The sequence below is a fragment of the Siphonobacter sp. BAB-5405 genome, from assembly GCF_002872335.1.
Classification (GTDB): Bacteria; Bacteroidota; Bacteroidia; order Cytophagales; family Spirosomataceae; genus Siphonobacter.
In genome coordinates this window covers 285017-309804 of sequence record NZ_NJAG01000036.1, presented here as the reverse complement: position 1 = coordinate 309804, position 24788 = coordinate 285017, and the positions used below count along the sequence as shown (strand labels likewise).

Here is a 24788-nt window from a genome sequence, read left to right as displayed (position 1 = left end):
ACGTTTTAGGTGAACGACGTAGAGCATGGAAGAAAAAACAGTAGAAACTTTTTGCCCCCAGAGCCCACAGCACTGGCGGGACTGGTTACACGAACACCACACCACCCAGCAATCGGTTTGGCTGTTGTTTTATAAAAAGAAGTCAGGATTGCCCACGCTGACCTGGAGTGAAGCCGTGGACGAAGCCCTGTGCTTCGGCTGGATTGATAGCGTACGTAAACCAGTCAGTGATGAAGCTTTCCTACAATTTTTCAGCCGAAGAAAAGCCCGCAGTACCTGGTCGAAAGTAAACAAAGAGAAAATCCGGGTATTGACGGAACAGGGCCTGATGATGCCAGCCGGCTTCCAAAGCATTGAAATCGCCCGGCAAAATGGCTCCTGGACTGTGTTGGACGAGGTGGAAGAAGGCATCATTCCTGAAGATTTGCGAATCGCTTTGGAAGTAAAGCCCCGAGCCTTCGCCTACTTTTTGCAGTTAAGCAAAACCGACACCCGGAACATTCTACAGTGGCTGGTACTGGCCAGACGAGCTGAGACGCGGCAAAGTCGCATTGCCGAGGTCGTTGAACGAGCGGATCAGCAACGGAAACCCAAGTTCATTCAGGGAACGAAAAAGTAGTGTAAGCATTCATGCCTGATTCCGAATTTACCCGTCTTTCCCGCCTGGTATCGTTACTGACCCTCCTGCAAAGCAAGCGGCTACTAACGGCCACCGAACTGGCCCAGCGTTTTTCAGTCAGTACCCGCACCATTTACCGGGACATGCGTACGCTCGAACAGGCGGGGGTACCGCTCGTTACACTCGAAGGCAAAGGCTATACACTGCTCGAAGGCTACCGACTGCCGCCCATTTTATTCACCCGGGAAGAAGCCATTGCCCTGCTAACGGCGGAAAAGCTGACCCGCCAGCGAACCGACGCGGTTACGGCTGAACATTGCCAGACGGCCATGGACAAGCTACGATCCGCCCTGAAACGCAGCGACCGGGATCATCTGGAAACGCTAACGCCGCTCATTGAGGTGTTGGATTCTGCCCGGCCCTTTCGTTATGCCAACGCCTATGAGCCTTTACTGACGGCCATCTCGACGCACCGGTGGTACATCTGCACTACCAAGCTGCGGAATCCGGCTTTCCCTCGGTTCGATCGATTGAACCCATTGGGCTGTATCTGAGTCAGCACTGGCACGTGGTGGCGTATTGTCGACTTCGGCAATCGTTTCGGGATTTTCGGCTGGATCGTATTCAACACTTAACGCTGGATACTGAAACGTTTGCGGCCCGTCCAGAAACCTTGCAGGACTACTGGGCAACGGAAGCCAAGCGGCGATCCAGGGAAAAAGTAGTGATTCGCTTTCGGCGTACGGAAGTATTGCCCGCTCTGGCTCAACACCTGCTGGACACCCGGCACCAATACGGCTGGATGCACGATCAGTCCCAGGCAGACGGCAGCGTTGACATGACCTTTCTGGTAGGTTCTTTACCGTACCTGGCGACGTGGTTAATCCCCTACGCCAGCGGCGTTACCATCCTCGAACCGCCAGCCCTGCAGCAGCACCTCCGCGAGTTAGCAAAACGGGTGTATGAGCATTGGTGTTAGAGAAGAGTTTACCTAGGTATTTTATGAGGGACATCTCATGCTAGCAATCGACAGCTATTAACTAGTGAATAGGATCACTATTTCGTCCTGCTGCGTTGGCTGGTCATTTCGTCCATATGCATCCCATGCCGGCCGCCATGGGATGGCCCACATGGAATAGAAGGCAGCTTGAGTCCCAGAATGGAATTACGGCATGGAATGCGATAGGACGGGGGTCGTTTTATGCCGTCGATGTAGGTATTTGACTGTCTTCTAACAACTATCTATTAGTAACGAACGACTTTCAAAAGATGTCAGAAGAAGAAAACATCTCCCGCCCGTGAGCAACGGAGTAACCTGTCTCGCGGGCAATGCGGTGGCCTGGAGCTAAGCTAGACAGTTACGGAGAGGCTCACCGGCTATCGAACAGCTAGTAAGGAGGACCAAACTCCGTCTAGGTGGATAACGAGATTTTAACACATGTCAAGAGCAAAGCCTCGGGTACTAAAATAGACCGCTACCAAACAGTGGTCAGCCCTGTCTAGGTGACTCACGAGACTTCATCAAACACACTCTCCTCAATCTACTTATAATCAAACAACGCCGTCGCCGTACAATTCTGATCTGTTTTGAGGCGAATCCAGCGGGCCTGAAAGGCGTCTGGAAAGCTATGCGTGATCGTTTTCCCCGCGGGTACCGTAAAAGTTTGGTAGGGCATCCATACCCCCGTACCTACGGGATCGGCTTCCAGCGTAAAAGTGACCGTCTTCGACGACTGATGACTCAGTTGCACGCTACGCTGGTCGTAAAAACCAATCAGATACGGATCAGAAGGCTGCTGAGCGACCACCGGGGTATTTTTCCAGGGGCCTCCGTGTCCTTTCGGTTTGCCCAGTTTCCAGAGATCATCGATCGTACCCGCCCAGACGGCGGCCTGTTGATCTTCCGAAATGATAATGTGCTCATTTTTCGAGGCTCCAGCCCGATCAATACCCGTGAGCAGCAACAAACCCCGGTAGGAAGCAAAATCATGGATGCGGTAGTTATGTGAAGACACCGGTCTGATTTTGGCAAAGCCGTCCGCGTTTTCGGCGGGAAGTTCATAAAAGGTACCGTGACAGTTGAATAAATCACGTTCCGTGGCCACTTCCCGACACAGGCGTAAGGCTCCCTGATTCGTTAAATCCGTAAAGGCATCGGCACCCAGCGGCAGTCGCCAGCGTCGGTTCTGGTCATCCACGATCAGTACACTCGATTCCTCGACAGTAACGACATTTTTAGGAATGGCGAATTTGCTGGTAATGAACGACTGCATCTTCGGATTCTCCTTGCGTACCAGTTGCATCTGGTCATTGAATTCGTAATACCCCGTTGTAACGGGCTGTTTGTTTTCAAACCGTACTGCTGTCATGCCCATCGTTTTAAGATCATTTCCCAGTCCATACAAAAGACCGCCTACGGGTCGATCCGATTGTACGGTACTCAGGCCCGTAAATAAAGCCTGGGGTTTTTCCGAACGGGTATCGGGCGTTGCGTAAGAAAAATGGGCCGTCAGTTTGGCTTTCGTACCAGGCTGAATACGAATCCATTCGCCGACTTCTTTTTCGGTAAAGGTCAGGTGTTTCGACCCACCCGGAGCGAGTACGACCTTTTGCAGCGTGGTCCAGGTATTCGTGCCTTTCTGATCTACTTCAAACGTCAGCGTCACTTCCTGCGAATCGTGGTTTTGTACCCAGGCCGAGCGGTGTTTCCAGCCCGCAAACAGAAAAGGTTCGGAAGCGGACTCGACGGTTTCCTGAAGCCAGACGGCTCCTTCGGCGGTATTAGGGCCTAGTTCATCGGGCATTTGCAGCGAAGTAAACCACAGGTTGGAATTGGACTGGGCGGGACCTTCGATGCTGCCTTTTACCTTCCGCTTATTCAAAAATTCCTTCTGGGCCGAATCATCGCACCCAAATACCAGCTGATTGTTCCAGCGAGTGTAATCACCAATGACTTTCAGATACGCCGAGCGGGGACGAATCCCGGCCGAATTAGCGGTGGTAAACGTCGCCGGGAACCGCCAGAACAGCCCGTGCATGGTCATTAAATAATCCGATTGCTGAGGCGTGCCAACATCCCGGATCCGAGGCCATTCGGTATTCCAACCGTGTGCTCCGTCGTAGGAATGGCTGGCTTTGGGTAGCCGGAAAAATTGCCAGCCCGTTTGCGGATTCCGCACGCCCAGCAAAACGGATTTATGGTCCCAGCCCGTCGCCCAGATCGGGTCCGCCTGCGGGTTTTTGTTGCCGTAAATACCGCCGGGACCCGTTACTTCCACGAATTGATTGCGGCGAACGACTTTCCAGCCATGGCCATCCCACTCGGAGAGCGAACCTGCCGGAACATCGAACTGCTCAAGAGCCCTTTTGCCCGGTTCACCGTTGTTGGAATAGACCAGTACGCCCTGCCCCGAATACAGTCCTTTGCCGTGAGCCCCGGGAAGCAGAGCATTCTGGAGGTTGTTGGATTCATCGGAGTCTTTCTGGCGATTTACGTTTCCGTCTTCGTACAACAGCTTGGGTTTAAGCGTTTGTACATCCACTTCGTAAAAACCCTCTTCCATGGTACCGTAGTAAATCTTGTGGGCGGGATCGGTGAGGTGGCGGGCATTGCCCGTATGCCGACCGGGCATGGCCGTGTACGGAATGGTCCGAACCTGTCCCTTCGCGTCAATCGCGTAAGGTCCGATGAAGAGTTGATTGCTTTCGGGGTGAATCATTCGGTTGGCGGGCGTACCACCGATGCTTTCCGAACGAATCGTTTGCTGCAAATCCGGACTGATGGCGTACAATTTATCCGAAGAACCAAACGGTAAATGCGGACCGTAGGTGATGACCCACAGCTGATTGGCCCAGGGTACGACGGCTCCCGTACCACATTCGCCTTCGCGGTTGTACATGGCGAGGTGTGGATAAATACCACTGAACGAGGGGCGGCGGAGGGATTGGGCCCCGCAGGAATCCGCGAGTAGTACATGAGCGGCTACGCAAGCCGAAAGAAACAATTTCTTCATTCGAATCGAAAAATGATTTGGGAAAGGATAGATCAGCACGGAGATTTTAGTAACCCGGATTTTGAGTCAGTTTGGGATTGACGCGGATCTCCAGGGCGGGAATGGGCCAGAGGTACTGACGGCTGGCGTCAAAGCTGCGTTGAGCCACGATTTTAACGTCAGTGCCAAAACCGGAGTAGTCCGCCAGACCATCCGTATCGATGGGCGTAATACCGGGGAAGGGCCATTTGGAGCGGTTCTGGGCCGCCGGATCGGGTAAGCCAATGACGGGTCGGGTGAGTGCCTTTTCCGCCAGTCGCCAGCGGATGAGGTCCATGTATCGCAAGCCTTCTTTGGCAAATTCCACCCGACGCTCCCGCCGAACGATTTGCCGTAGTTCGCTCAAGTTCGTAGTGGTAATAGCCGGGTACGCCGCCGCATCGTCTACCCGCACCCCGTAAGCCCGGGCCCGTATCTGATTGATGGCCTGCAAGACCGTCGGGTCGATTTCGCCGAGTTCGATTTTCGCTTCGGCGTAGGTCAGCAGTACTTCGGCGTAACGGATCAACAGGGCATCGGCGTCTTCGCTCTGCTTGTCGGCCCAGCTTTGATCGATGCCTTTTTTCCAGAGAAAACCCGTAAAACTGGCAAATGCCGCGACGCTTCGGGTATCCTGATTGGCCACTCGCCGATTTTCCTTGCTACTGAAAACGGTAACCGAATCGGGGTGCGGCTGATAGGTATACCCCAGCCAGTTCGTACCGAATTCAACAACCGTAGCCGTTAAGCGGGGATCGCGGTTTTTAAACGGCTCCCGCGGATTGTACAGCGGAGATTCGTCGATGGGCTTGCCATCCCGGCATTCGTAGGCGTCAACCAGCTCCCGGGTAGGAATCTGGGCTCCAAAACCGCCGGCAATCCGAGGCAGCTGATCCCGCACGGGTGTGCCCGTTGTAAATACCTTCTGCATTTCATCCCGGGGAATACTAAGGATGATTTCCGGACTGGTTTCGCCGGCTTTTAGAAAGAGCTGACCGTAATTTGAATGCAGACTGTATACTCCGGTCTGCTGTATAATGGCCTGCGAAGCGTCTTTGGCTACTGCCCAGTTGTTCGTATACAGAGCCGTACGGGCTTTGATGGCCAGAGCTACCCCTTTGGTCAACCGACGTACAGCCGAAGCCGGGTACGAAGCGGGCAGGTTCGCAATGGCAAAATCAAGTTCATTGAAAACGAAGGTCAGGACTTCATTGCGGGGCGTACGGGTCACGCTATACGATTGTTCCAGTACCAGCGGATCGGTAATGAGCGGAACGTCGCCAAAATGCGTCAGGAGTCTGGAATACTGGTAGGCCCGGATGAGTCGCATTTCTGCCTCCAGTCGCGTCAGTACGGTCGCGGGTGTATTCGCCGCTGCCCGATCTTTGTTAGCCAGGAAGGAATTCGCCCGGGCAATGGCTTTGTAGCAGACCGTCCAGTAAGCCTGTGCCGTGGCGTCTTCGGAATTCATCGTGCCGAAGGTGACCGCATTGCCCAGCATACCCCGATGCCAGTAATTATCCGTGAACTGTTCATTGTCGTTCCCCCAGAAATCCAGGCGATACAGATCGTTCACCGCCAGTTCCAATTCCGTTTGATTGGCGTAAAACGTAGCCGTGGATGGCTCAGATAAAGGATTTAAGTCGAGCGAGTTGCAGGCGGTAAAGCCGATACCTCCCAGCAGAAGAAACAGGTATTTTTTCATAACGAAGCCGTGTCTGAAGGAGCTTAAAAGCGTAAGGTGATGCCGCCCAGAAAGGTGGTGACGATGGGGTAGGAAGAATTCGCGGCTTCCGGATCGGCGTAGCGGGGGAAGTGGTGAATCCGGAGTACGTCGTTGGCCGAAACGTAAAATCGCGTCGATTGCAGGCTCAGTTTTTTGAGTACATCTCCTTTTAGGGTATAGCCCAGCGTGATGTTCTTGACGCGGAAATACGATCCGTTGATGAGCCAGAAATCAGACGTTTCGTAATTGGCCGCCAGCGACTGCGTCGAAAGCCGCGGATACCGGGCCCGGGCGTTGACCTCCGCCGCATTGGTTTTACTCCAGAATTTACCCACAATTTCCTGCGGCACGTTTCCAAACGCTTCCCCAAAAGGTCGTACGATTTCATCGGGCAGGCGACTGAGTTTTTTACCAACGCCCTGAACGACCAAGCCTAGATCAAAACCCTGATAATCCAGTCGAATCGTGCTACCGTATAGAAAACGGGGGAGGGAACCGCCCAGTAGTACGCGATCATCGGGCGTGATGCGGCCATCGTTATTGATATCCACGTAGCGAACATCGCCCGCCGTAACGTTGGTATTCAGTCGCGGCGACTGACGGGCTTCCTCGGTGGTCTGGTATAAACCCGCCGAGCGGTAACCGAACCATTCGTTGTACTCACTGCCTTTGAATGTAGACTGACTACCCAGAATCTGCGTACCTTTCAAATCCACAATTTTTGATTTGGAATCGGAAATGTTTAAGGCAATGGAATAGTTGACTTTCCCAATCCGGTCTCGCCAGCTGGTTTCCAGTTCCCAACCTTTCACGTCCATGATTCCGGCATTTTGCTGAGGTCGTTCATAACCCAGGTACAGCGGAATATCCAGGGCCAGCAGGATGTCGTAGGTGCGTTTATGGTAGACGTCAATGGCTGCACTTAGTCGATTTTTGAAGAAGGCGGCATCAATACCCGCATCCAGCGTCCGGGTAGTTTCCCAGGAAATATTCTCAACGGCATAGTCCACCTGACCACCCCCGTTCAGCGGAACGACTACCCCATTCTGGTAAAAAAGAGCATTGCTAAAACTGATGGTCGCCTGATACGGATAATTCCCGATTCGCTCATTGCCCACCACGCCGTACGAACCACGTACTTTCAGAAACGATAGCCAGGGTGTACTCCGCAGAAAGTTCTCTTCGGAAATCGTCCATCCCGCCGAAATCGAAGGGAATAAAGCGTCGCGGTGCTGGCGATTGAAGCGGGAAGACTGGTCATAGCGTAGGTTACCCTGGATGTAGTACTTGTTCTGATAATCGTATTTCAATCGACCAAATACCGAACGCAGGGCCGCCTCACTGGCACTGCCGGAGTTATCGCGTAATTCCTGCGAACCGGCATTCAGGTACGGAAAATCAATCAGGGCAAAACCACTCCGCGAGGCCGTCAGCGTTTCGCTGGAATTATACAGTTCTTCGTAACCCGCCAACACATCCACGTTATGGCCCGAGCCGATTTCTTTAGAATAGCTGGCTAAAAACTGACCCGTGATATTGGTGGTTTCCTGCCGTCGTTCGTTCAGCGTCGTACGGGGCTGATTGCTGAAGGCACTCGTACTCCCGTCGAGGTTCGTAAACGTGATTCGCTTGGCAAAGGCTTTTCCCCGGTCAAAATCAAAACTCGGAGCGATCAGGGCCGTCAGCGTTAGCCCATCGATGGGTTTGAAGTTGAAGGCCAGTCGGCCCATCACCTGATTGTAGTACTCGTTGTTGGTTCCTCCTTCGTTGAGCTGAGCAATCGGATTCCGACCGTCTTTGCCCAGGGCGTACCGACCCTCTGAATAGTAATCATCAAAAATTGGAGGCATCAACCGGGCTTCGTACAAGGGGTTGACCACGGGCGAAAGCGACTTGGTCCGCTTGTAGGTGACATCCAGCGTAATGCCCAGTTTAGAATTCACCTGCAAATCGTTGTTGACCCGCATCAGGTACCGTTCATAGTTGTAGTTGTCGTAGAAGGCTCCGGATTTCGTGTAGCCCAGCGAGGCCTTGGTTTTAATTTTACCCGTTCCCATGGTAAACACCAGATCGTGGCGTACTCGCGGAGCCGTCGCCCGGGTCAGAATAGTTTTCTGCCAGTCGGTATTGGCAAAGGGAAAGACGTCCGGTTTATCCCGGTGGTACTGATCAAAATTCGTGATATAATCGGCGGCGTAGGGACCCGCTGAAGAACCGTCATTAGTGGCCTGCTCGTTGAACAGCCGCATGTACTCCGGAGCATTGACGTAAGCGGGCAGAGCCGTTGGCTTCTGAAACCCGTATTCGGCGTTGTATTCAAAGCTCGTTTGGCCTTCTTTGGATCGCTTGGTCGTCACCAGAATAACCCCAGCGGCTCCCCGGGACCCATAAATGGCGGCCGAAGCGGCGTCTTTCAGTACCGTAATATTTTCCACGTCATTCGGATTGACGTTATCGATCGTACTGACCGGAACGCCATCCACGATGATCAGGGGAGCGTTGGTGCCCAGCGTTGTAATGCCCCGAATCAGAATGTTGGAGCTGGCTCCGGGAGCTCCACTGCTGCGGGTGACAGATACCCCCGCAATACTGCCCTGCAAGGCTTCCGAGATTTGCACGGTCTGACGCCCCGCTACATCTTTAGAATCAATGGTGGAAATGGCCCCCGTCAGGTCCTTTTTCTTCTGCGTTCCGTAACCAACCACGACGACTTCATCCAGTGATTGTTCGGCTGCTTTCAGGGTAATATTCAGTACGGCCTGATCCGTGATCAGAATGTCCTGGCTTTGGTAGCCAATGGAAGAGAAGGTAAGTGTGACCGACCCTGTATCCGCGATGGCCAGTCGGTAGTCACCCTGAGCGTCGGTCGTCGTACCCCGTGACGTTCCTTTGATGGCTACACTGACGCCCGGTAGCTCTTTAGCCTTTTCATCCGTGACGCGACCCGTGATGGAACGACTCTGAGCAAAAGCAGGTAACAGGAGGCCCAGGTACAGCAGCGTGCTTAGTAGTAGTCTTAAATGCATAATTTTTTCTGATAATTAGAGGTTCTTCTGCAATTTTACCGGACTTGTGATTTAACTTAACAAACATAATTTTGGACTATACGGTGTTGAAAGCAGAAGGGGTATCCAATTCCCTATACAGAATTATGGACAAGGTAAGTATCTGACGTACAGCAATATAGAAACTAATGATTACGGATAAAGGCCCGGAGCAAACCTGGAGTTACTACTACCTAGAGCGTTGTTGCCAGCGAGTTGCCGAGACATATGGGAGGGAAGAGTGGTCCGCATGGACGAACGGAGACTACATTTTACTAAGTCGAATCCTCTTTCGGAAGACCCGGGTACAAATCAGCCCCAATACGCTGAAGCGAATTTTTGGAAAGATCAAGACGGATGCCCGGTATTATCCGCAAAAAGCGACCCGCGACGCCCTGGCTGCGTACGCGGGCTTTGGGGATTGGGACCAGCTCGTAGAAGCGATGGCGGAGGAGGAACCCCTTGCGGAGGTAGAAGAACCCTTGGTCGAACCGGCACTCCATCAAAAGGTACCCGAACGGAACGAAAGTCCGGTTCCGAAACGATTTGCAACCCGTACGCTTTTGTGGACGGGGATGAGTCTACTGGTGCTGCTGGTCCTGTGGGCAGGCTGGAAAATGAGACAAGGGGTAAGTCCGGAAGGTACGCCTTCCCTGATCTGTAAAAACCCCGTAGGCGAAAACCCGCACTCGGCCATTTTTACCGTGCAAACGCCCCATGAACAGGCGGATGATTATTCGCTGGATTTCGGTGATGGCAAGTGTAGGGCAGTGAACCCGAACACGACCGTTTATAATCACTATTACGAAGTGCCCGGGCGGTATCAGGCCGTTTTGAAGCGGGGCAATCAACCCCTCGATTCTACCACAGTGTACCTGCCCACGCAGGGCTGGGCGGCGACGGCGTACATGATGTACGACACCTCGCGGGTGTATCCCATTGACGTACCGGCCTTATTCACGGGTGGAAAGCGAACGATTAACACGCGGGAGCTGTCTCAGGCGGGTATTGATACCAATCGTACCTTTTTTGTAGAATTTACCAACGCTCAGCAAACGGGTATTAGCGGGGATAACTTTGAACTGCAAACGCATTTGATCACTACACCCGACCGAACGGGGATTCGGTGCTCTCAGGTGGATGTCCGGATCATGGGGGAGTCGTCCAACCATACCTTTGTTGTGACCAAACCCGGCTGTGTGTATTGGTCACGACTGATCCTCTCCGAAAAAGGCTGGTATGGGCGACAGGAGGATCTGAGTTTCCTCGGAGCCGATTTACGTCGCGGGGGTACGTTACGCTTGCTGGTAAAAAATCAGCAGGCCCGGTTGTACATCAATGACCGACAGGTATTCGAAAGCACTTACACGCATCCCTTACAGCAGATCTACGGCGTAAGTATCCGCTTTTCCGGCGTAGGAACCGTAAGCTCACTGAATTTGAAGGATTTAAATACGGGTAAACTGTTTCAGGGGAGTTTTTAATAAAACGTTTAAGCATATGCTAACGATAATCAAGCCTGTACCGTCAACTTTCGCCCCTGAAAGACAGCTGGTCATTTAGTCCGTATGCATCCCATGCCGGGCATCGCATGTTAGCACGCCCACTACTGACTTGCTTTTGCTCTAGGCCAACGCATTGCTGAGGGAGCTACCATGGAATGAATGGTAGGCAGCTTAAACCCCAGAATGCGATTCCCGGAATGTAATTCCCCCATGGCATGCGATAGGACGGGGATTGGATTTAAGTCTTCCATGAAGGTATTTTATTTTTCTAGCAACCCTCAACTATGGTCAAGGCATGAAAATATCTCCCGCATGTGGACCGCGGAACGACCTACGATAGTTGCAATGCGGCGGCCCTAAGCAAGCTATCGTTAGCCGTGGAGTGGACCACATGCTACTAGTCAGCCAGTTATGAAGACAAAACCCGGTCTAGGTTAATAAAGCATCTCAGTTGAATCAAACAGCAAAAATACCTTAACCCTTCCCATGCATATACTGACTAGGCGTGATGCCAAACTGCTTTTGGAAATCACGGGAAAAGTTCGTCGGTAAACTGTACCCGACCAGAGCGGCGGCTTCGTTGACTTTGTAGTGCCCCGTGGCCAGTAATTCGGCGGCTTTTTTCAGGCGGGAGAGGTTAATCAATTCGTTCGGACTTAGATCCGATAAACCCTTGATTTTGCGGTAAAGCGTGGGCCGACTCATGTTCATAAGCCTGGAAAGCTGATCCACGTTCAGTTCCATATCGATGATGTGATCGTAGATCACCTGATTCAGCTGTTCCAGAAAAGCCTTATCCGCCGGAGTATACGCCATGCCCTTGAAAGGCGTCAGCGGCGAGCGGGCGAAGTACTCTTTCACCCGGTTCCGGTTGGCCAGTAAGCTTTCGATCTGGGCTTCCAGGTGAATCACCGAAAACGGTTTTTCCAGGTACGCATCCGCTCCGACTTCCAGCCCTTCCACTTTCGACTGTAGCGAGTTCTTCGCCGTGAGCAGTACTACGGGTACGTGACTGTAAGCCAAATCTGATTTGATAGTCCGGCACAACTCAATGCCGTCCATAACGGGCATCATGATGTCGCTGATGACCAATTGCACATTCTCCTGCTGCAAAACTTCCAGAGCCTGCTGACCGTGGTAAGCGATGAGGACGTTATAGCGGTCACTAAATTCCTGATGAATGTAGGCACTGATTTCCCGCTGATCCTCGACGAGTAAGAGCGTCGGTTTAGAAGGGTCCAGATCCTGTGGAGCTAGTACGTCTTCTGCCGGAGGTTCATTGGTTGAAAAGGATGGAAAGTCCAGCTCATTTTCCTGGTGAATGGGTAAGCTTACCCGAAAGCAGTTCACCTCCAGTCGGTCGGTTTCCAGCGTCAGCGTCCCCTTGTGTAGCTCCGCCAGCGTTCGCGACAGGGGCAGTCCAATGCCCGTACCGGGTTGCTGGTCGGTTTCCTTGATGCGGTAAAAGGGCTCGAAAATTTTATCCTTTAACTCCTGTGGAATGCGGTAGCCATCGTTACTGACCTCAATTCGGAACAAATCATCTTCACTACTAAACGGTAGCAATTTCACCAGAATCGAGGAATCGGCGTACTTAATGGCATTACTGAGCAGATTACTCAGGATTTTCCGTAGGGCTTCTTCATCGACAAAGCCGTGTAGCGTAATGCGGGATAATTCCAGCTTGAAGCTGAGCTTCCGCTCATCCGCGGCGGGTTTAAACCAGAGCCAGAGTTCGTTCAGCAAAGCATTAATGTCGGTATTGGCAAAATGAAGACGAATACTCTGGGATTCGGCTTTCCGAAAATCCAGTAACTGATTCGTTAACTCGATCAGACGATTGGTATGTTTTTTCATCATGTGCAGGCTTTCACGTAAAAGGGGGTCCTGAATCGGCTGGAACAGCAGTTTATCCAGGGGTAATTTAATGAGCGTTAACGGGGTACGAATTTCGTGAGCCACGTTGGTAAAAAACTCAATTTTGCTCGTATAAATGGCCCGTTCCGTTTCTATCTCAAGCGATTTTATCTGCCTTTTGTTCTTTTCCCTAACGGCTAAATGATAGTACCGGAAAATGATGAGAATAATGAGCAGAACCAGACTGGCATACAGCACATAGGCCCAGGGCGTCGCCCAATAAGGAGGCAGAATCTGAATGCGAAGTACGGTTTCTTTAGGATTCCAGATGCCGTCATTATTCGAACCCTGTACCCGAAAACGGTATGAACCCGCCGGAAGGTTGGTGTAATAAATCTTTCGGTTATTACTTAAATGAACCCAGTTCGGGTCCATTCCTTCCAACATATACCGGTACTGATTGATCGGTGCGTTGGTATAACTCAAAGCCGCTACGTCCAGACTCAGAGTGGATTGTCGGTAGGACAGCACCAGGGAAGGAGTATGGGTAATGGACTGCCGAAGTATCGAATCTTTCGCCCCAATCCGTACTTCCTGATTGTTTACCTGTAACCCGGTGATGTACACGGGCGGAACGTACTGATTCGGGTGGACCGAAGAAGCCGGATCCCAGTGGACAAGTCCTTTGACCGTGCCGAAATAAAGGCTACCATCGGTGTCTTTAAAGGATGAATTGTAATTAAACTGCTCGGTAGGTAAGCCGTGGGCGGTAAAGTAGTGCTGCCACTGGTTTCGCTGGGGATCAAACCGGGCCAGACCCCGTCCGGTGGAAATCCATATATTTCCGAAGCGGTCTTCCTCCACCCGAAATATCTGGTTATCCGGCAAACCGTTTTCTACGGTATAGTGCGTAAAACGGTGTTGGGCCGGATCGTAACGCGTTAAGCCGCCTTCGGTACAAATCCAGAGCTGGTGGTGGCGATCTTCGTAGAGGTGATTGACGTAATTGGTACGAAGGCCCGAACGGGTATTAAAGTGGCCCCGTTTGCCGGTTCGTTCATTCGCGTAATAGATGCCATGACCGTAGCTACCCACCCAAAGCGTACCGTCACTGGCTTCGTGAATGGTTTGGGTCTGGATATTAAAAAAGGGCTCGGCGACAAAGTCATCCTCTCTGGGTCGGTAGCGGAAGAGGCCATTCCAGGTACCCACCATAATATCTCCGTTTCGGCGTTTGTACAGCGTTACGATAAAGTCGCTGCTGAAGTGGCCGGGCTGAGGGGAAGATCGGTACCGACGGATCACTTTTTCGGTTTTCAAATCCATCAGGTCCAAACCGTGTTCGAGTGTACCAATCCAGAGTCGCTGGCCGTCGACCAATAGTCCGTGAACATTCTGATAACTAATCCCGTGCTGACCCGAACCGGGACGAAAGGATTTGATATGCCCCGTGGCCAGATTCAACTTGTTCAAACCCGCGTCCTCAGTACCGATCCACAGGTTCCCCTGACCGTCCTTCTGAATGCTGTGTACGACGTTGCCACTCAGGCTGTTTTGTCCCGGCAAGGGCATGTATTTGGTAAAATGTGTCAGGTGATCGGAATAGTAATTAACGCCTCCAAAGGCCGTACCAATCCAGATCCCCTGTTCCCGATCCTGGTACAAACAGGCCATGGCATTATTCGTAATGGAATAGGGGTTTCCGTACTGGGCCTGAATGTGCGTCAGTTGTTGCGTGCGACTATTGTAAACGTAGATGCCCGATTCCGTACCAATCCAGAATTCGTACGGCGATTTTCGGAGTATGGAATTGACCCGCATTTCGAGGCCGTTGCTGCCCGTTAAAGGAACCGTCCGTCGCTGCTGGATGTGGTGGAGCAACACCTGATTACCCTGCCGCAGGATTAGCGTCGTATCACCCATGGAGTACATCGTCTCAATGCGGGCATACACCTGGCTGGGGTGGGGAAGTTCCTCAAAACGATCCGAACGGGCGTCGTACCTTTTCAGGCGACCATTCTCCGTCGTCACCCAAACCGTACCCCGGTCGGAGACGTGTAGGAAGATCGACTGATCCTGGGCAAAGGGATAGACTTTAATCCGGTTGTGCTGATAACAGTAAAGCTTAAAGCCCGCAATGATCCACACCCGGTGTTGGGCGTCCGTTTGTAAGAAACGGATTTCATTAGCTGGAACACCCGTAAAACGCTGGAACGTTTCCAGACGGGGATCGTACCAGTAGACGCCCCTGGATGTACCCACCCACAGGCGTTGCTGCTGATCTTCGCACAGGCTGTAAACGGTATTACTTCCCAGACTCAGCGAATCTTTCACCGAGTGATGAAAGACTTTCACTGTATGTCCATCAAAGCGATTCAGACCGTTGCGGCTGCCAAACCACATAAAGCCCCGCCGATCCTGCAAAATACAGGTGATGGTATTGCTGGAAAAACCGTCGGCAACCTGATACGATTTAAAGTTGGAATAGTGGGGTTGAGCCCCGGAACCGATTCCCCACAGAAGCAATAGAACTGAAAAAAGATAACGCCTCATACACGCGATACAACTAGTCTTTAAAACTACAACGCCGGCGTGAGACGGTAGATATTATGAGACAATTTGAATCAAAATTGATACGCAGGGATTCTCAGTACTTTCTTTCTAAATCTTACTTTGCAGGATACTATTTATTGTGTGAATGATGCAAAATAGCCCTTGCTTTCTTTTGTTTTCTTTCTGATTTAGGTCCTGGTGTACTGGCACTTTTCGTAGCCCCAACTGCCCCTTAATCCTAACACTTTTACTTGCATGCTTTCGTATTTACATGTTTCTGGCCCACGCCGCCGATGGAGCGGCCTGTGGCTATTGTTGCCCGCACTTTTATTCAGCTATTCGTTGGTGGCTCTCCCCAGGCCAGCGGCGGTGACGGTTACGGGGAAAGTCATTAGCAACACCGGTGGCCCGCTGCCCGGCGTGTCCATCCTTGAAAAAGGAACCAATAACGGTACGCTGACGGATGCCGATGGGAATTACAAAATTAACGTTCAGGGTGCGAATTCCGTATTAACGTTTACGTACATAGGTCACGTAAAACAGGAAATTACGGTAGGCAACCAGCCCGTGATTAATGTTACGCTGGAGGAATCCAGCAGTGCGTTACAGGAAGTAGTGGTAGTAGGCTACGGTACCCTCGATAAAAAAGAGGTAACCAGTGCCATTACGCACGTTTCGGGAAAAGACCTGTTAACGGTGGGCGTTACGAACCCTATTTCTGCTTTGCAGGGTAAAGTCTCTGGTCTGACTATTACGAATACGGGAGGTGGTGATCCAAACTCCATGCCCAGCATTCAGTTACGGGGTGTATCCTCGCGGGATGCAGGTCTGGGACCGCTGGTCGTCGTGAATGGTGTACCCGGTGGAGTACTCGAAAACATCAACCAGAACGATATTGAGTCGATTGATGTCCTGAAAGGGGGAGCGGCTTCGGCCATTTATGGTACCCGTGGCAGCAACGGTGTAATCATCATTACAACGAAAAAAGGCTCTCAGGGCTCTCGGGTCGATTACAATGGGTACGGAGCGTTTGATTTCGCTGCGATGCCACTTAAAACGCTCTCGGCCAGTGAGTTTCTGGCTCAGAACCGCGGTACGGACTTTGGTGCCCAGACGGATTGGCTGAAATCCATTACGCGGCCCTCGGCTTTCTCGCATAAGCATACCTTGTCTTTTTCCGGCGGTGATGCCCGCAATAATTACCGGGCTACGGCGGATTACCGGGATGCTCAGGGTCTGGATTTACGCTCAGGTCGTGAAGAGTACGGGGCTCGTTTGATGCTCAATCACACCTCGGCCAACAATTTATACACGCTGACTCTGAACGTAGCTCCACGTTACTTCAAAAGCAATAATGCCGATTACGATTCATTCGATCAGGCTCTGACGCTCAATCCAACCCTCCCTATTTTTGATCCCCAGAATCCGACGCGTTATAACCGTATCCAGTCGGGCTTTTCGTCACCGTTCAACCCCGTGGAACGGCTACGTACCGAACAAAGCGGAACTGAAGGAAAGATTCTCGACTACAACGCCAGTTTGCTGGTGAATCTCCTGCCGACGCTGACCACTCAGCTGACGTTTGGTCAGTTTACCCGGGATTACTTTGACTTTTTCTTCCGGCCCTCGACTTCTACCTACGCGGCTCAGTACCAGGGTAGCATGAACTCGGCCAGCCGGGCGTATAACAAGTACGACCAGCGAAGTCTGGAATGGGTGGGCAACTACTCGCTGACGAAAGGAGCCCATGACGTGAAAGTACTCGGGGGGTATTCGTACCAGTACTTCCAAAGCTCAGGTCTGTCGGGCGAAAACCGCCAGATGCCTTCCGACGCCTTGACGTATAACAACATCGGCACGGGTCTGTATCAGCAGGTGGAAGGCCGCAATGGCATGGGAACCTACAAAAACGATTCCCGCCTGATTGCTTTTTTCGGTCGGATCAACTACGCCTTGCAGGACAAATACCTGTTCTCGGCCAGCTTACGCCGTGAAGGTTCTTCTAAGTTTGGTTACAACCACAAGTGGGGGAATTTCCCCGCGGCTTCGGTGGGCTGGCGTTTAAGCCAGGAGACCTTTATGAAGACCCTGAGCTGGATTGACGATCTGAAACTCCGGGCCGATTACGGGGTGACCGGAAACCAGGATTTCGGTAACTACCTGTCATTGGATACCTACAGTGGCTACGGTTACTATCCCCTCAACGGATCGCAGTATCAGGTGTGGGGACCCAGTCAGAATACCAACTACGACTTACGCTGGGAAACGGCGGAAAACCTGAACTTCGGTATTGACTTTTCGATCTTCAAGGAACGGTTTTCGGGAAGTATCAACTACTATACCCGCAAGAATAAGGATCTGCTGGGCTTTTACTCGGTTCCGTTACCCCCCAACATTCAGGGTTCTACCTACGCTAATGTAGGAACGATGCAAAACTCGGGTATCGAATTACAACTGAACGCTCAGGTGGTTTCAACGTCTGCCTTTACGTACACTATGGCCTTCGCGGGAGCTACCAACAGCAACAAGTTCGTATCCTTCTCGAATGCGGCGTATCAGGGCCAAAACTACATTGACGTCGTAGGTCTGCCCAGCCCCGGTTCGCCTGGAACGGCTCAACGCTTACAGGAAGGTCAGCGGATCGGTACGTTCTACATGCTGCACGCAGCGGGTGTGGGTGATGATGGCAAACTGCTCGTGTACAACCAGAAAGGAGACATCATTCCCGCCGATAAAGCCAACAACGACGATAAACGCGTGGTAGGAAACGGCTTACCAAAAGCGACCCTGAGTTTAAACAACACGTTTACGTACAAAAAGTGGGATGCTTCGGTATTCTTCCGGGCCGTGGTAGGTTACAAACTGTTCAATACGCAGGCGTTCTATACCGGTACGCCCGGTACGCAGTCCAATGCGAACGTATTGACTTCAGCGTACGGCGGAGGTAAGTATGCTAAGTTAACCAACCAGGCTACGACCGTTATTTTATCGGATTACTTCCTGGAAGATGGCTCGTTCCTGAAGCTGGATAACGTGACACTGGGTTATACGCCGAAAGTAAATCTGAAAGCCATTCGCTCGATTCGTCTGTACGCGGCGGCCCGGAATCTGTTGACCTTTACCTCCTTCACGGGCGGTGATCCGGATCGCTACCCCATTAACGGCTTGTATCCCGGTATCAACAGTTCCCGTTCCTATTATCCCACGACCACTCAGATTCTGGCCGGAATCCAACTGGGTCTGTAACCTTTACTTCACATGAAAAAGATACTTTCCTATATTTTACTGACGAGTGTGCTCAGCAGTTGTACGAATCTGGACGAGACACTGTACGATCGGATTACCTCCGAAAACTTCCTCCAAACCAAGGAAGATGTGTACCGTACGTTTTTGCGGACCTTTGAACACGGGTACTGGACCGTTCAGGGTGATCAGTTCATCATGCAGGAATTGCCCGCCGATCAGTTTATGACGCCCAACCGGGAAGGCGACTGGTACGACGGTGGCCAGTACATCCGGGCTCACCAGCATACCTGGACGTCGCAGGATGGCTACACCAGTGGTGCCTGGAACAACCTCTATACGGGCGTTGCTTTAGCCACGAACTCATTACAGGATATTGAAGCCATTGATCCGGCCAAATTTAATTTGACGGCGGCGGAGCAGAAGCAGTTTATTGCTGAACTCCGCACCATGCGGGCCTGGTATTACCTCCGTCTATTCGATTTCTACCGCAATATTGAAATCATTACCCGGGTAAAAGGCGAAACGCAAGGTACGACGCAGTCCACGCCGCAGGAGACGTTTCGCTTTATTGAAACGGAATTGAAGGAAGCACTGCCCGATCTGGCCATGAAGGGCGATGCCGGTACGGAACTGTTTCAAGGCCGCTGGACGAAGGCGGGAGCGATGACGCTGCTGGCCCGTCTGTACCTGAACGCCAAGGTTTACATCAACGAAGATCATTTTGCTGATTGTGCTACGATCTGCCGGGACATTGTGGAAGGGAAATACGGGAACTATACCATTGAAAACCGCTGGGATGCTCCCTTTGACTGGAACAATGATCAATCACCGGAAACCGTTTTTGCTTTTCCGGGTACCTTTGGTCGCTCGCACTGGCAGTACGAAGGCGGGATGTACTGGTGGATGATGCCTTATAACGCTCCGCAGAATTACCTGGGCTTTACCGATTGGGGCGGCAGTAACCCCCGTTTTGCCCTCCAGCCCGGTCGCAACGTCGATAACGTGGAGTATTCGTTTACGCTGGGCAAGCCCTTTGTGAAATTCCAGAAATACAGCGATGATGTTCGGTTGAAGAAATACCGCAACCTGGGCAACAACAGTCGGGAAGGGATGTTCCTCTACGGTTATCTGACTTACAACAACAACCGCGATACCCTGGCGAGTACCCGTGGCTATAAATTGTACATTCGGGATCAGGTGGGCTGGTTTAAAAACACGCCTCCCACTCAGGTACCGGCGGATAAGGAGTCGAACATGAACCACGCCGATCAAAACTCCGGCGTATACATGCTCAAGTATCCGTTCTACCGGACGGAAGACGAACACAAAATCGAAGCTGATTACGCCGAAATTCGTTTAGCTGAAGTCTATTATACATTAGCGGAATGCGAATTCCGGGCCGGAAATAAAGCGAAAGCAGCCGAGTTGCTGAATCGCGTTCGGAAGCGGAACTACCCGGCGGGCTCGCCGAGTTTGTATCCGGCGGATGGCAGTACGCTAACCGAACAGGAATTACTCGATGAGTGGGGTCGCGAGTTTTTGGGTGAAGGCCGCCGTCGTACGGACCTGATCCGCTTTAATCAGTTCAATACCGGAACCTGGTGGGACAAACAACCCGACGCCGATTCGCACACGAGTATTTTCCCGATTGGCTTTAACGTATTGAACGTATCGCCGCAGCTGAGACAGAATCCCGGCTATTAATTTTAGAAGAACCTTAGTTCCTGCATAACCTCTGAAACTAGTCAGGCAGTTGGCAAGCCCCGTGCTTGCGAACTGCCTTTTTTTATGGGAGAACGCTGGAAGAATTGGATTTGCCCCAGTTCGGGTCAAAGGGTTTTTACGGGAAAGCAACGGGTACTTTTGAAAATAAAACGGAAAGATCTTCCAACGTATGGAATCAGGATAGGGTCTTCGTCTTCGAAACCTTCTGCCGGGAATCGTAGCACTGTCGCTTCCCCTGATAAGCGTAACAGAACCGTTTCCTCAGTACGCCTGAACGGCTAAACCCTAAATGAAACCTTTCCCTATGACTCGTTGGTATCGTTCCTCAACCCTATCCCTGTTGCTGCTTGCCGGAGCATTTTCTTCCTGTATATCCGATGAAACCGACACAACCCGGCAAGCCGGAACGTTTTTAAATACTCCGCTTAATTTAACTGAATTCAATTCCGAATACGACGACTACAATTCGGCGTTACCTCCCAACAAATACGGATTTGGGCCCCTGATTTTCTCCTCCAGGCGGGACTTGAAAGATCGGTATAATCTGGTTTTCAAACCCTTTGAGCTGGTGTATGACGAAAAGACGCAGCAATTGTCCGCCACTACGAACGTTCGTTCAGGATTGGATGTGTTCACTAACATGCGGCCGCTGGAAAACCACGTGCGTGCCATCAACGGCCCTTACAATGTGCTCGGTCCCCTGTCTTTGTCCTTCCAGATGCCCCAGCTAAATGACCCGGCTACGGGTTCCGGGGATGGAAAGTACCTCACGTTATTTGCCGACGATCGGGAGGGAAATCTGAATATTCGCTTCGTACATAATGCGGGCGGAAACAAGGAAAACGTAGAAGGACCCTTTGAGGTAACGTTTTTAAATAGCTCCGCGGATGATGCTTATCCTACGTTCTACACGGGCACAACCACGGCACTGGATTGGTACAGGGGCCAATTTCGTGAAGTATATTTTACCTCGAACCGGTCGGGTAACTTTGATATTTACCGGGTGAAACTGCCTGCCACGAAATCCCTGCTGGAAGTGTTGAAATCGGAGGAGCAGCTGCCCGTTGAAAAAGTGGAAGAACTCTCTTCGACTGCCGATGACAAATGCCCGGCTATTCTGGGAAATGTTATGGTTTTTACCAGCAATCGGGCCGGTGGCGAAGGAGGATATGATTTATACATCTCCCGTAATGTTAACGGAACGTGGTCAACGCCCGAAAATCTGGGCAAACGAATCAATACGGCTTCGGATGAGTACCGCCCTATACTTCCCTGGGAGTTACAGGCACAATTCAATTACAACCTGATGATTTTCTCCTCGAATCGCCCGGGTGGAAAAGGTGGATTTGACCTGTACATGGTTGGACTGGAAGAGCCCAGGTTCTAGTCCAGCTGCTGGGGTACGTATGAATTGGCCCAACAGGACCTTTTTTTCTACGAAAACGCGTACGGAAACTAAAATTCCGTACGCGTTTTCGCTTACTGAACCTCAAGGAAATTTACCGCCAGTAAGGCATTTCTGCCTGACTCAAAATCAGCTTTCGATTGGCTCCGTTAACATCGGAGGTATAAACGGACCGAACACCCTGTCCGGTATTGTCCGTATTCGTGAAGATCAGACTGGCTCCGTTGGGCGAAAAGCGGGGGTCGAGGTCATTCGTTCCGGCAACTTTACTGGTCTGCAGATTGACCACCGAAAGTTCGGTGAGGGTATTGCGGTTGAGATCAAAACTATGGAGTCGGCTGTCGAGCTGACGGCCTTCCTCATTCTGAAAATCCGCAACATCCGCGGTAAACAGAACCTGCTGACCCGTAATGGAAAGTACCGGATTGCCCACGCGGGCCGTACGGCGTGCGTAAAACATTCGGGGTGCACTACCATCCGCGTTCATGACCTGTAGTTCGTTGTCATAGAAGCTGGTACCCGTACTGCGGGCCACGATGCGGCTACTCACCCAGTCGCAACCCGCCCAGACGCGTCCGCTTCCCGCCTGAGCCACCGCACGCAGTCCCGTTCCGTCCGTGCGTACGGCATACAGGCGATCGTTGCTGGGGTAGAGCAGTTGCGTGCCGTCGGGCGACCAGCAGAAAGATAGATCCGTGGGTAGTAAACCCGCAATCGGAACGGTAGTCACCTGTTGCCGCTGACTGCCATCCAGATTCATCACAAAGAGGTGTAAGTCGGTAGCACTATTGGAGATGAACGCGACTTTCTGTCGGTTGGGACTCACGATGGGCCGCCAGTTGCTGCCCTGGCGGGTAAGCTGGGTTTCAGTACCGCTGGCTGTTGCTCCAAAAATCTGAAACTGACCATTCATCCGCCGGGCAAAAAGGTAACTGAACTCCGGATACGTTCCGGTTTGAAACGACCACACGGGCCCATTGACGCTATTCGTACCATCAGTAATCACTACCTGCCACAGATAGGTGGTATTATAATCCAGGCCATTCAGCACCAGGGTATCCACTTTCAGGTTGGCAAAGGTAGCCGTTGGGGTAACAGAGCCGGATCGAAATAGCTGCACCTGATACGTCAGGGAATCGCGATTGGGGTCCGTAGCTTTCCAGCGAAGAATAAGTGAGTTGGGCTGTCCGGTACTGTTTTGGGCGGGAGCAACCAGCGTTGGTGTACTGGGCGGACGGTTCAGGGCTTGATCATTCCTTAGCAGAAGCGTAATCAGGGGCGAAGTGCGGACGGAAGTTTCTACCGTGGCTACTTCCGTTCCGTAACCCGTTTTGGAAGCCTGAATGGTGTAGGTTCCGGTAATTACACTATCAAACCGAAACAGTCCCGATGAATCCGTAGCAACAATCCGGTTACCGGGGGTAAGTCGCACCGTCGCATTACCAAGGGGTTGCTGGGTTGGGCTGTACAACACCCGGCCCCGAATCGTGGTGAGTTGAACGGGTTCAATATAGAGGTCTTCGTTACAGCTTACTAGTGTACCAAGGCAGGCGAGCAGGAGGTAAAAAAAAGTAGATTTCAAGGACATGAGGCAGGGTCAGGAAAGGGTGTTGAACTACTTGCGAAGAGGTGTGACGGTGGTTCGGGCCGACATCCTCCGGCCGATGTTCAGCGTTACGCCCAGGGTGGCCCGCAGGTAATAATCATTGCGGGTGCCGGCCGTAATGCCGTCCAGATCGTCGCTGAAAGGTTGATGATAAGCAATCGTGGTACGAAAACCCAGCACACCCTTCGGCGTGTATTGAATGCCCACGCCACCCTGAGCCTGAACCGCCCGATTGCCCTGCCAGTCCAGCGGTGATCGGCCCGTTCGGGTAACCAGGCCTGCTCCCGCAAAGAGGAGCGAAGACCAGCGTTGATAAGGGGTAAGTCGGAACAGCAAATTGCCCTCCAGTGTAGTAATTCGATTCGAAAAGGCACCCTCACTGGCCAGTACGCCACTGGAACCACTGGCCTGAATGCCTACATTCGGTGTAAAATATACGTCAGCCGAAACGCCGTACGTACCCCGGATGGTATGCCGGGCGTAATCACCGGAGTACCGCATCAGTCCGGAGTACGGCTGAATGGTCAGCCTGGGAGCCCCCACCTCGGGTCGCATCCCGTATACGTCGGTTTCGGTCATCCGGCTTTTTTCCGTGTCGTAAGCTTCCAGTACTTTTTGCATGGCCACCGCCGAGCTGTCGCTGGGTACCCACAGGCCATCCCGAACGCCTTCGATGATGAGGCCTTCTACGGCTTTTTCAATGGCTTCGGTTACGGCCATCTGACCCGGCTCGGTCGTGGTGAGTCCGGTTTCAGCTTCCAGCAGTCGTTTGAAGGTGACGTAGCGAAACAGACTGGCGTTGACCGTCTGGGATAAGATGGTTTTTGAGGTATAAATCGTCTTGAGAATTTTTCCCGTTTTCGTAGCTACGGCCCGCAGATAAACCGTTACCCGATCCTGCCGATACTGCGTGGACCCCCCGGCACTGAAGTACTGAAGTCCGCCGCCACCCGTAATGATGTTAGCATCGTAGGAAACCACGCCTCCTTCCAGAATAATCCCTGCAAAAAGCAAAGGAGGCAGGTTCTCGCCGTCTTTAAACTGGGCTACGCTGGAGCGTACAATCTTGCGTTCGTTGAGGAGATTACTGACGTTTTCGCGTTCAATGGGGATAAACCAGCCGCTTTCTTCCATGGCCTTCAGCAGAATATTGGTGGTACCCTGCGTCACAGCGGTGGAGAAGCCCGTACCGGTTTCGGATTGTTTATACTGCCCCGTCAGGTCCCGGAATTTGTAGACGGCAGCCACGATTTTTTCCCGGGCTTCGGGCAACTGACGGAGACTGGTAGTCGTTGGCGTTTCTTCGCCCAGCCGAGCCCGCCGGGGGGCCGTAGGCTGGTAAAAAAAGGACGTGCAACTGCTCATCACACCTAGCATGACAAGCACCAGCAGGCGGTGTAGGTAAGAGGAACGCATGGGTGAAAATTCAGATGGGGGAAAAGGGCAGACCCGGGGTCATTAGAGCCGTGGG

Annotated in this window: 13 protein-coding genes; 7 read left to right on the top strand and 6 right to left on the bottom strand. The window is 52.1% G+C overall.

The window, feature by feature from the left end:
• The first annotated feature begins 25 nt into the window (after positions 1–25).
• The 3 genes from BWI97_RS20630 to BWI97_RS20620 are packed head-to-tail and all read left to right on the top strand — an operon-like array spanning position 26 to position 1598.
• Entirely contained in the window at positions 26–619 is a 594-nt protein-coding gene (locus BWI97_RS20630) for a YdeI family protein (RefSeq protein WP_102202599.1), read from the top strand.
• A gap of 11 nt (positions 620–630) precedes the next feature.
• Entirely contained in the window at positions 631–1173 is a 543-nt protein-coding gene (locus BWI97_RS20625) for a YafY family protein (RefSeq protein ID WP_102202598.1), read from the top strand.
• Positions 1095–1598 carry a WYL domain-containing protein gene (locus tag BWI97_RS20620; protein ID WP_102202597.1) on the top strand — a complete coding sequence of 168 codons (504 nt, stop codon included), beginning with the start codon at positions 1095–1097 and terminating at the stop codon, positions 1596–1598. The genes BWI97_RS20625 and BWI97_RS20620 overlap by 79 nt, the downstream gene beginning before the upstream one ends.
• 562 nt (positions 1599–2160) lie before the next feature.
• Here the strand turns inward: BWI97_RS20620 and BWI97_RS20615 are convergent.
• From BWI97_RS20615 to BWI97_RS20605, 3 genes are read right to left on the bottom strand one after another with little or no spacing between them, the layout of a single operon-like run.
• Positions 2161–4632 carry a hypothetical protein gene (locus tag BWI97_RS20615; RefSeq protein WP_102202596.1) on the bottom strand — a complete coding sequence of 824 codons (2472 nt, stop codon included), beginning with the start codon at positions 4630–4632 and terminating at the stop codon, positions 2161–2163.
• 46 nt (positions 4633–4678) lie between these two features.
• A complete protein-coding gene (locus BWI97_RS20610; protein ID WP_102202595.1) occupies positions 4679–6355 on the bottom strand; it encodes a RagB/SusD family nutrient uptake outer membrane protein in 1677 nt (558 codons plus the stop codon).
• 23 nt (positions 6356–6378) lie between these two features.
• Positions 6379–9402 carry a TonB-dependent receptor gene (locus tag BWI97_RS20605; protein ID WP_102202594.1) on the bottom strand — a complete coding sequence of 1008 codons (3024 nt, stop codon included), beginning with the start codon at positions 9400–9402 and terminating at the stop codon, positions 6379–6381.
• Between the two features lie 167 nt (positions 9403–9569).
• On the opposite strand from BWI97_RS20605, the gene BWI97_RS20600 reads away from it, so the two are divergent.
• Positions 9570–10904 (top strand): hypothetical protein, encoded by a 1335-nt coding sequence (locus tag BWI97_RS20600; RefSeq protein WP_102202593.1) that lies wholly within the window; start codon positions 9570–9572, stop codon positions 10902–10904.
• 495 nt (positions 10905–11399) lie between these two features.
• Here BWI97_RS20600 and BWI97_RS20595 read toward each other — a convergent pair whose 3' ends face one another.
• On the bottom strand, positions 11400–15335 hold the full coding sequence (locus BWI97_RS20595) for a two-component regulator propeller domain-containing protein (RefSeq protein ID WP_102202592.1): 3936 nt from the start codon (positions 15333–15335) through the stop codon (positions 11400–11402).
• A gap of 255 nt (positions 15336–15590) precedes the next feature.
• Between BWI97_RS20595 and BWI97_RS20590 the strand changes: the two genes are divergently transcribed.
• From BWI97_RS20590 to BWI97_RS20580, 3 genes are all read left to right on the top strand, one after another.
• Positions 15591–18581, top strand: coding sequence for a SusC/RagA family TonB-linked outer membrane protein (locus tag BWI97_RS20590; RefSeq protein WP_102202591.1), 2991 nt, complete (start codon positions 15591–15593; stop codon positions 18579–18581).
• Between the two features lie 12 nt (positions 18582–18593).
• The gene (locus BWI97_RS20585) at positions 18594–20285 is read left to right on the top strand and encodes a RagB/SusD family nutrient uptake outer membrane protein (RefSeq protein WP_102202590.1); all 1692 of its coding nucleotides are present in this window, start codon (positions 18594–18596) and stop codon (positions 20283–20285) included.
• A gap of 325 nt (positions 20286–20610) precedes the next feature.
• Positions 20611–21693: a PD40 domain-containing protein gene (locus tag BWI97_RS20580; protein ID WP_102202589.1), complete on the top strand. Its 1083-nt coding sequence runs from the start codon at positions 20611–20613 to the stop codon at positions 21691–21693.
• 112 nt (positions 21694–21805) lie between these two features.
• Here BWI97_RS20580 and BWI97_RS20575 read toward each other — a convergent pair whose 3' ends face one another.
• Positions 21806–23299, bottom strand: a complete 1494-nt coding sequence (locus tag BWI97_RS20575) for a carboxypeptidase regulatory-like domain-containing protein (RefSeq protein ID WP_102202588.1) — start codon at positions 23297–23299, stop codon at positions 21806–21808.
• Between the two features lie 27 nt (positions 23300–23326).
• Positions 23327–24733, bottom strand: a complete 1407-nt coding sequence (locus BWI97_RS20570; protein WP_102202587.1) for a CsgG/HfaB family protein — start codon at positions 24731–24733, stop codon at positions 23327–23329.
• Positions 24734–24788: the final 55 nt, after the last annotated feature.

Bases quoted from the DNA above. Each gene is read 5' to 3' on its own strand.
- BWI97_RS20615 (WP_102202596.1), bottom strand. From the start codon at position 4,632: ATGAAGAAATTGTTTCTTTCGGCTTGCGTAGCCGCTCATGTACTACTC.
- BWI97_RS20595 (WP_102202592.1), bottom strand. From the start codon at position 15,335: ATGAGGCGTTATCTTTTTTCAGTTCTATTGCTTCTGTGGGGAATCGGT.
- BWI97_RS20605 (WP_102202594.1), bottom strand. From the start codon at position 9,402: ATGCATTTAAGACTACTACTAAGCACGCTGCTGTACCTGGGCCTCCTG.
- BWI97_RS20600 (WP_102202593.1), top strand. From the start codon at position 9,570: ATGATTACGGATAAAGGCCCGGAGCAAACCTGGAGTTACTACTACCTA.
- BWI97_RS20580 (WP_102202589.1), top strand. From the start codon at position 20,611: ATGACTCGTTGGTATCGTTCCTCAACCCTATCCCTGTTGCTGCTTGCC.
- BWI97_RS20570 (WP_102202587.1), bottom strand. From the start codon at position 24,733: ATGCGTTCCTCTTACCTACACCGCCTGCTGGTGCTTGTCATGCTAGGT.
- BWI97_RS20585 (WP_102202590.1), top strand. From the start codon at position 18,594: ATGAAAAAGATACTTTCCTATATTTTACTGACGAGTGTGCTCAGCAGT.
- BWI97_RS20625 (WP_102202598.1), top strand. From the start codon at position 631: ATGCCTGATTCCGAATTTACCCGTCTTTCCCGCCTGGTATCGTTACTG.
- BWI97_RS20610 (WP_102202595.1), bottom strand. From the start codon at position 6,355: ATGAAAAAATACCTGTTTCTTCTGCTGGGAGGTATCGGCTTTACCGCC.
- BWI97_RS20575 (WP_102202588.1), bottom strand. From the start codon at position 23,299: ATGTCCTTGAAATCTACTTTTTTTTACCTCCTGCTCGCCTGCCTTGGT.
- BWI97_RS20630 (WP_102202599.1), top strand. From the start codon at position 26: ATGGAAGAAAAAACAGTAGAAACTTTTTGCCCCCAGAGCCCACAGCAC.
- BWI97_RS20590 (WP_102202591.1), top strand. From the start codon at position 15,591: ATGCTTTCGTATTTACATGTTTCTGGCCCACGCCGCCGATGGAGCGGC.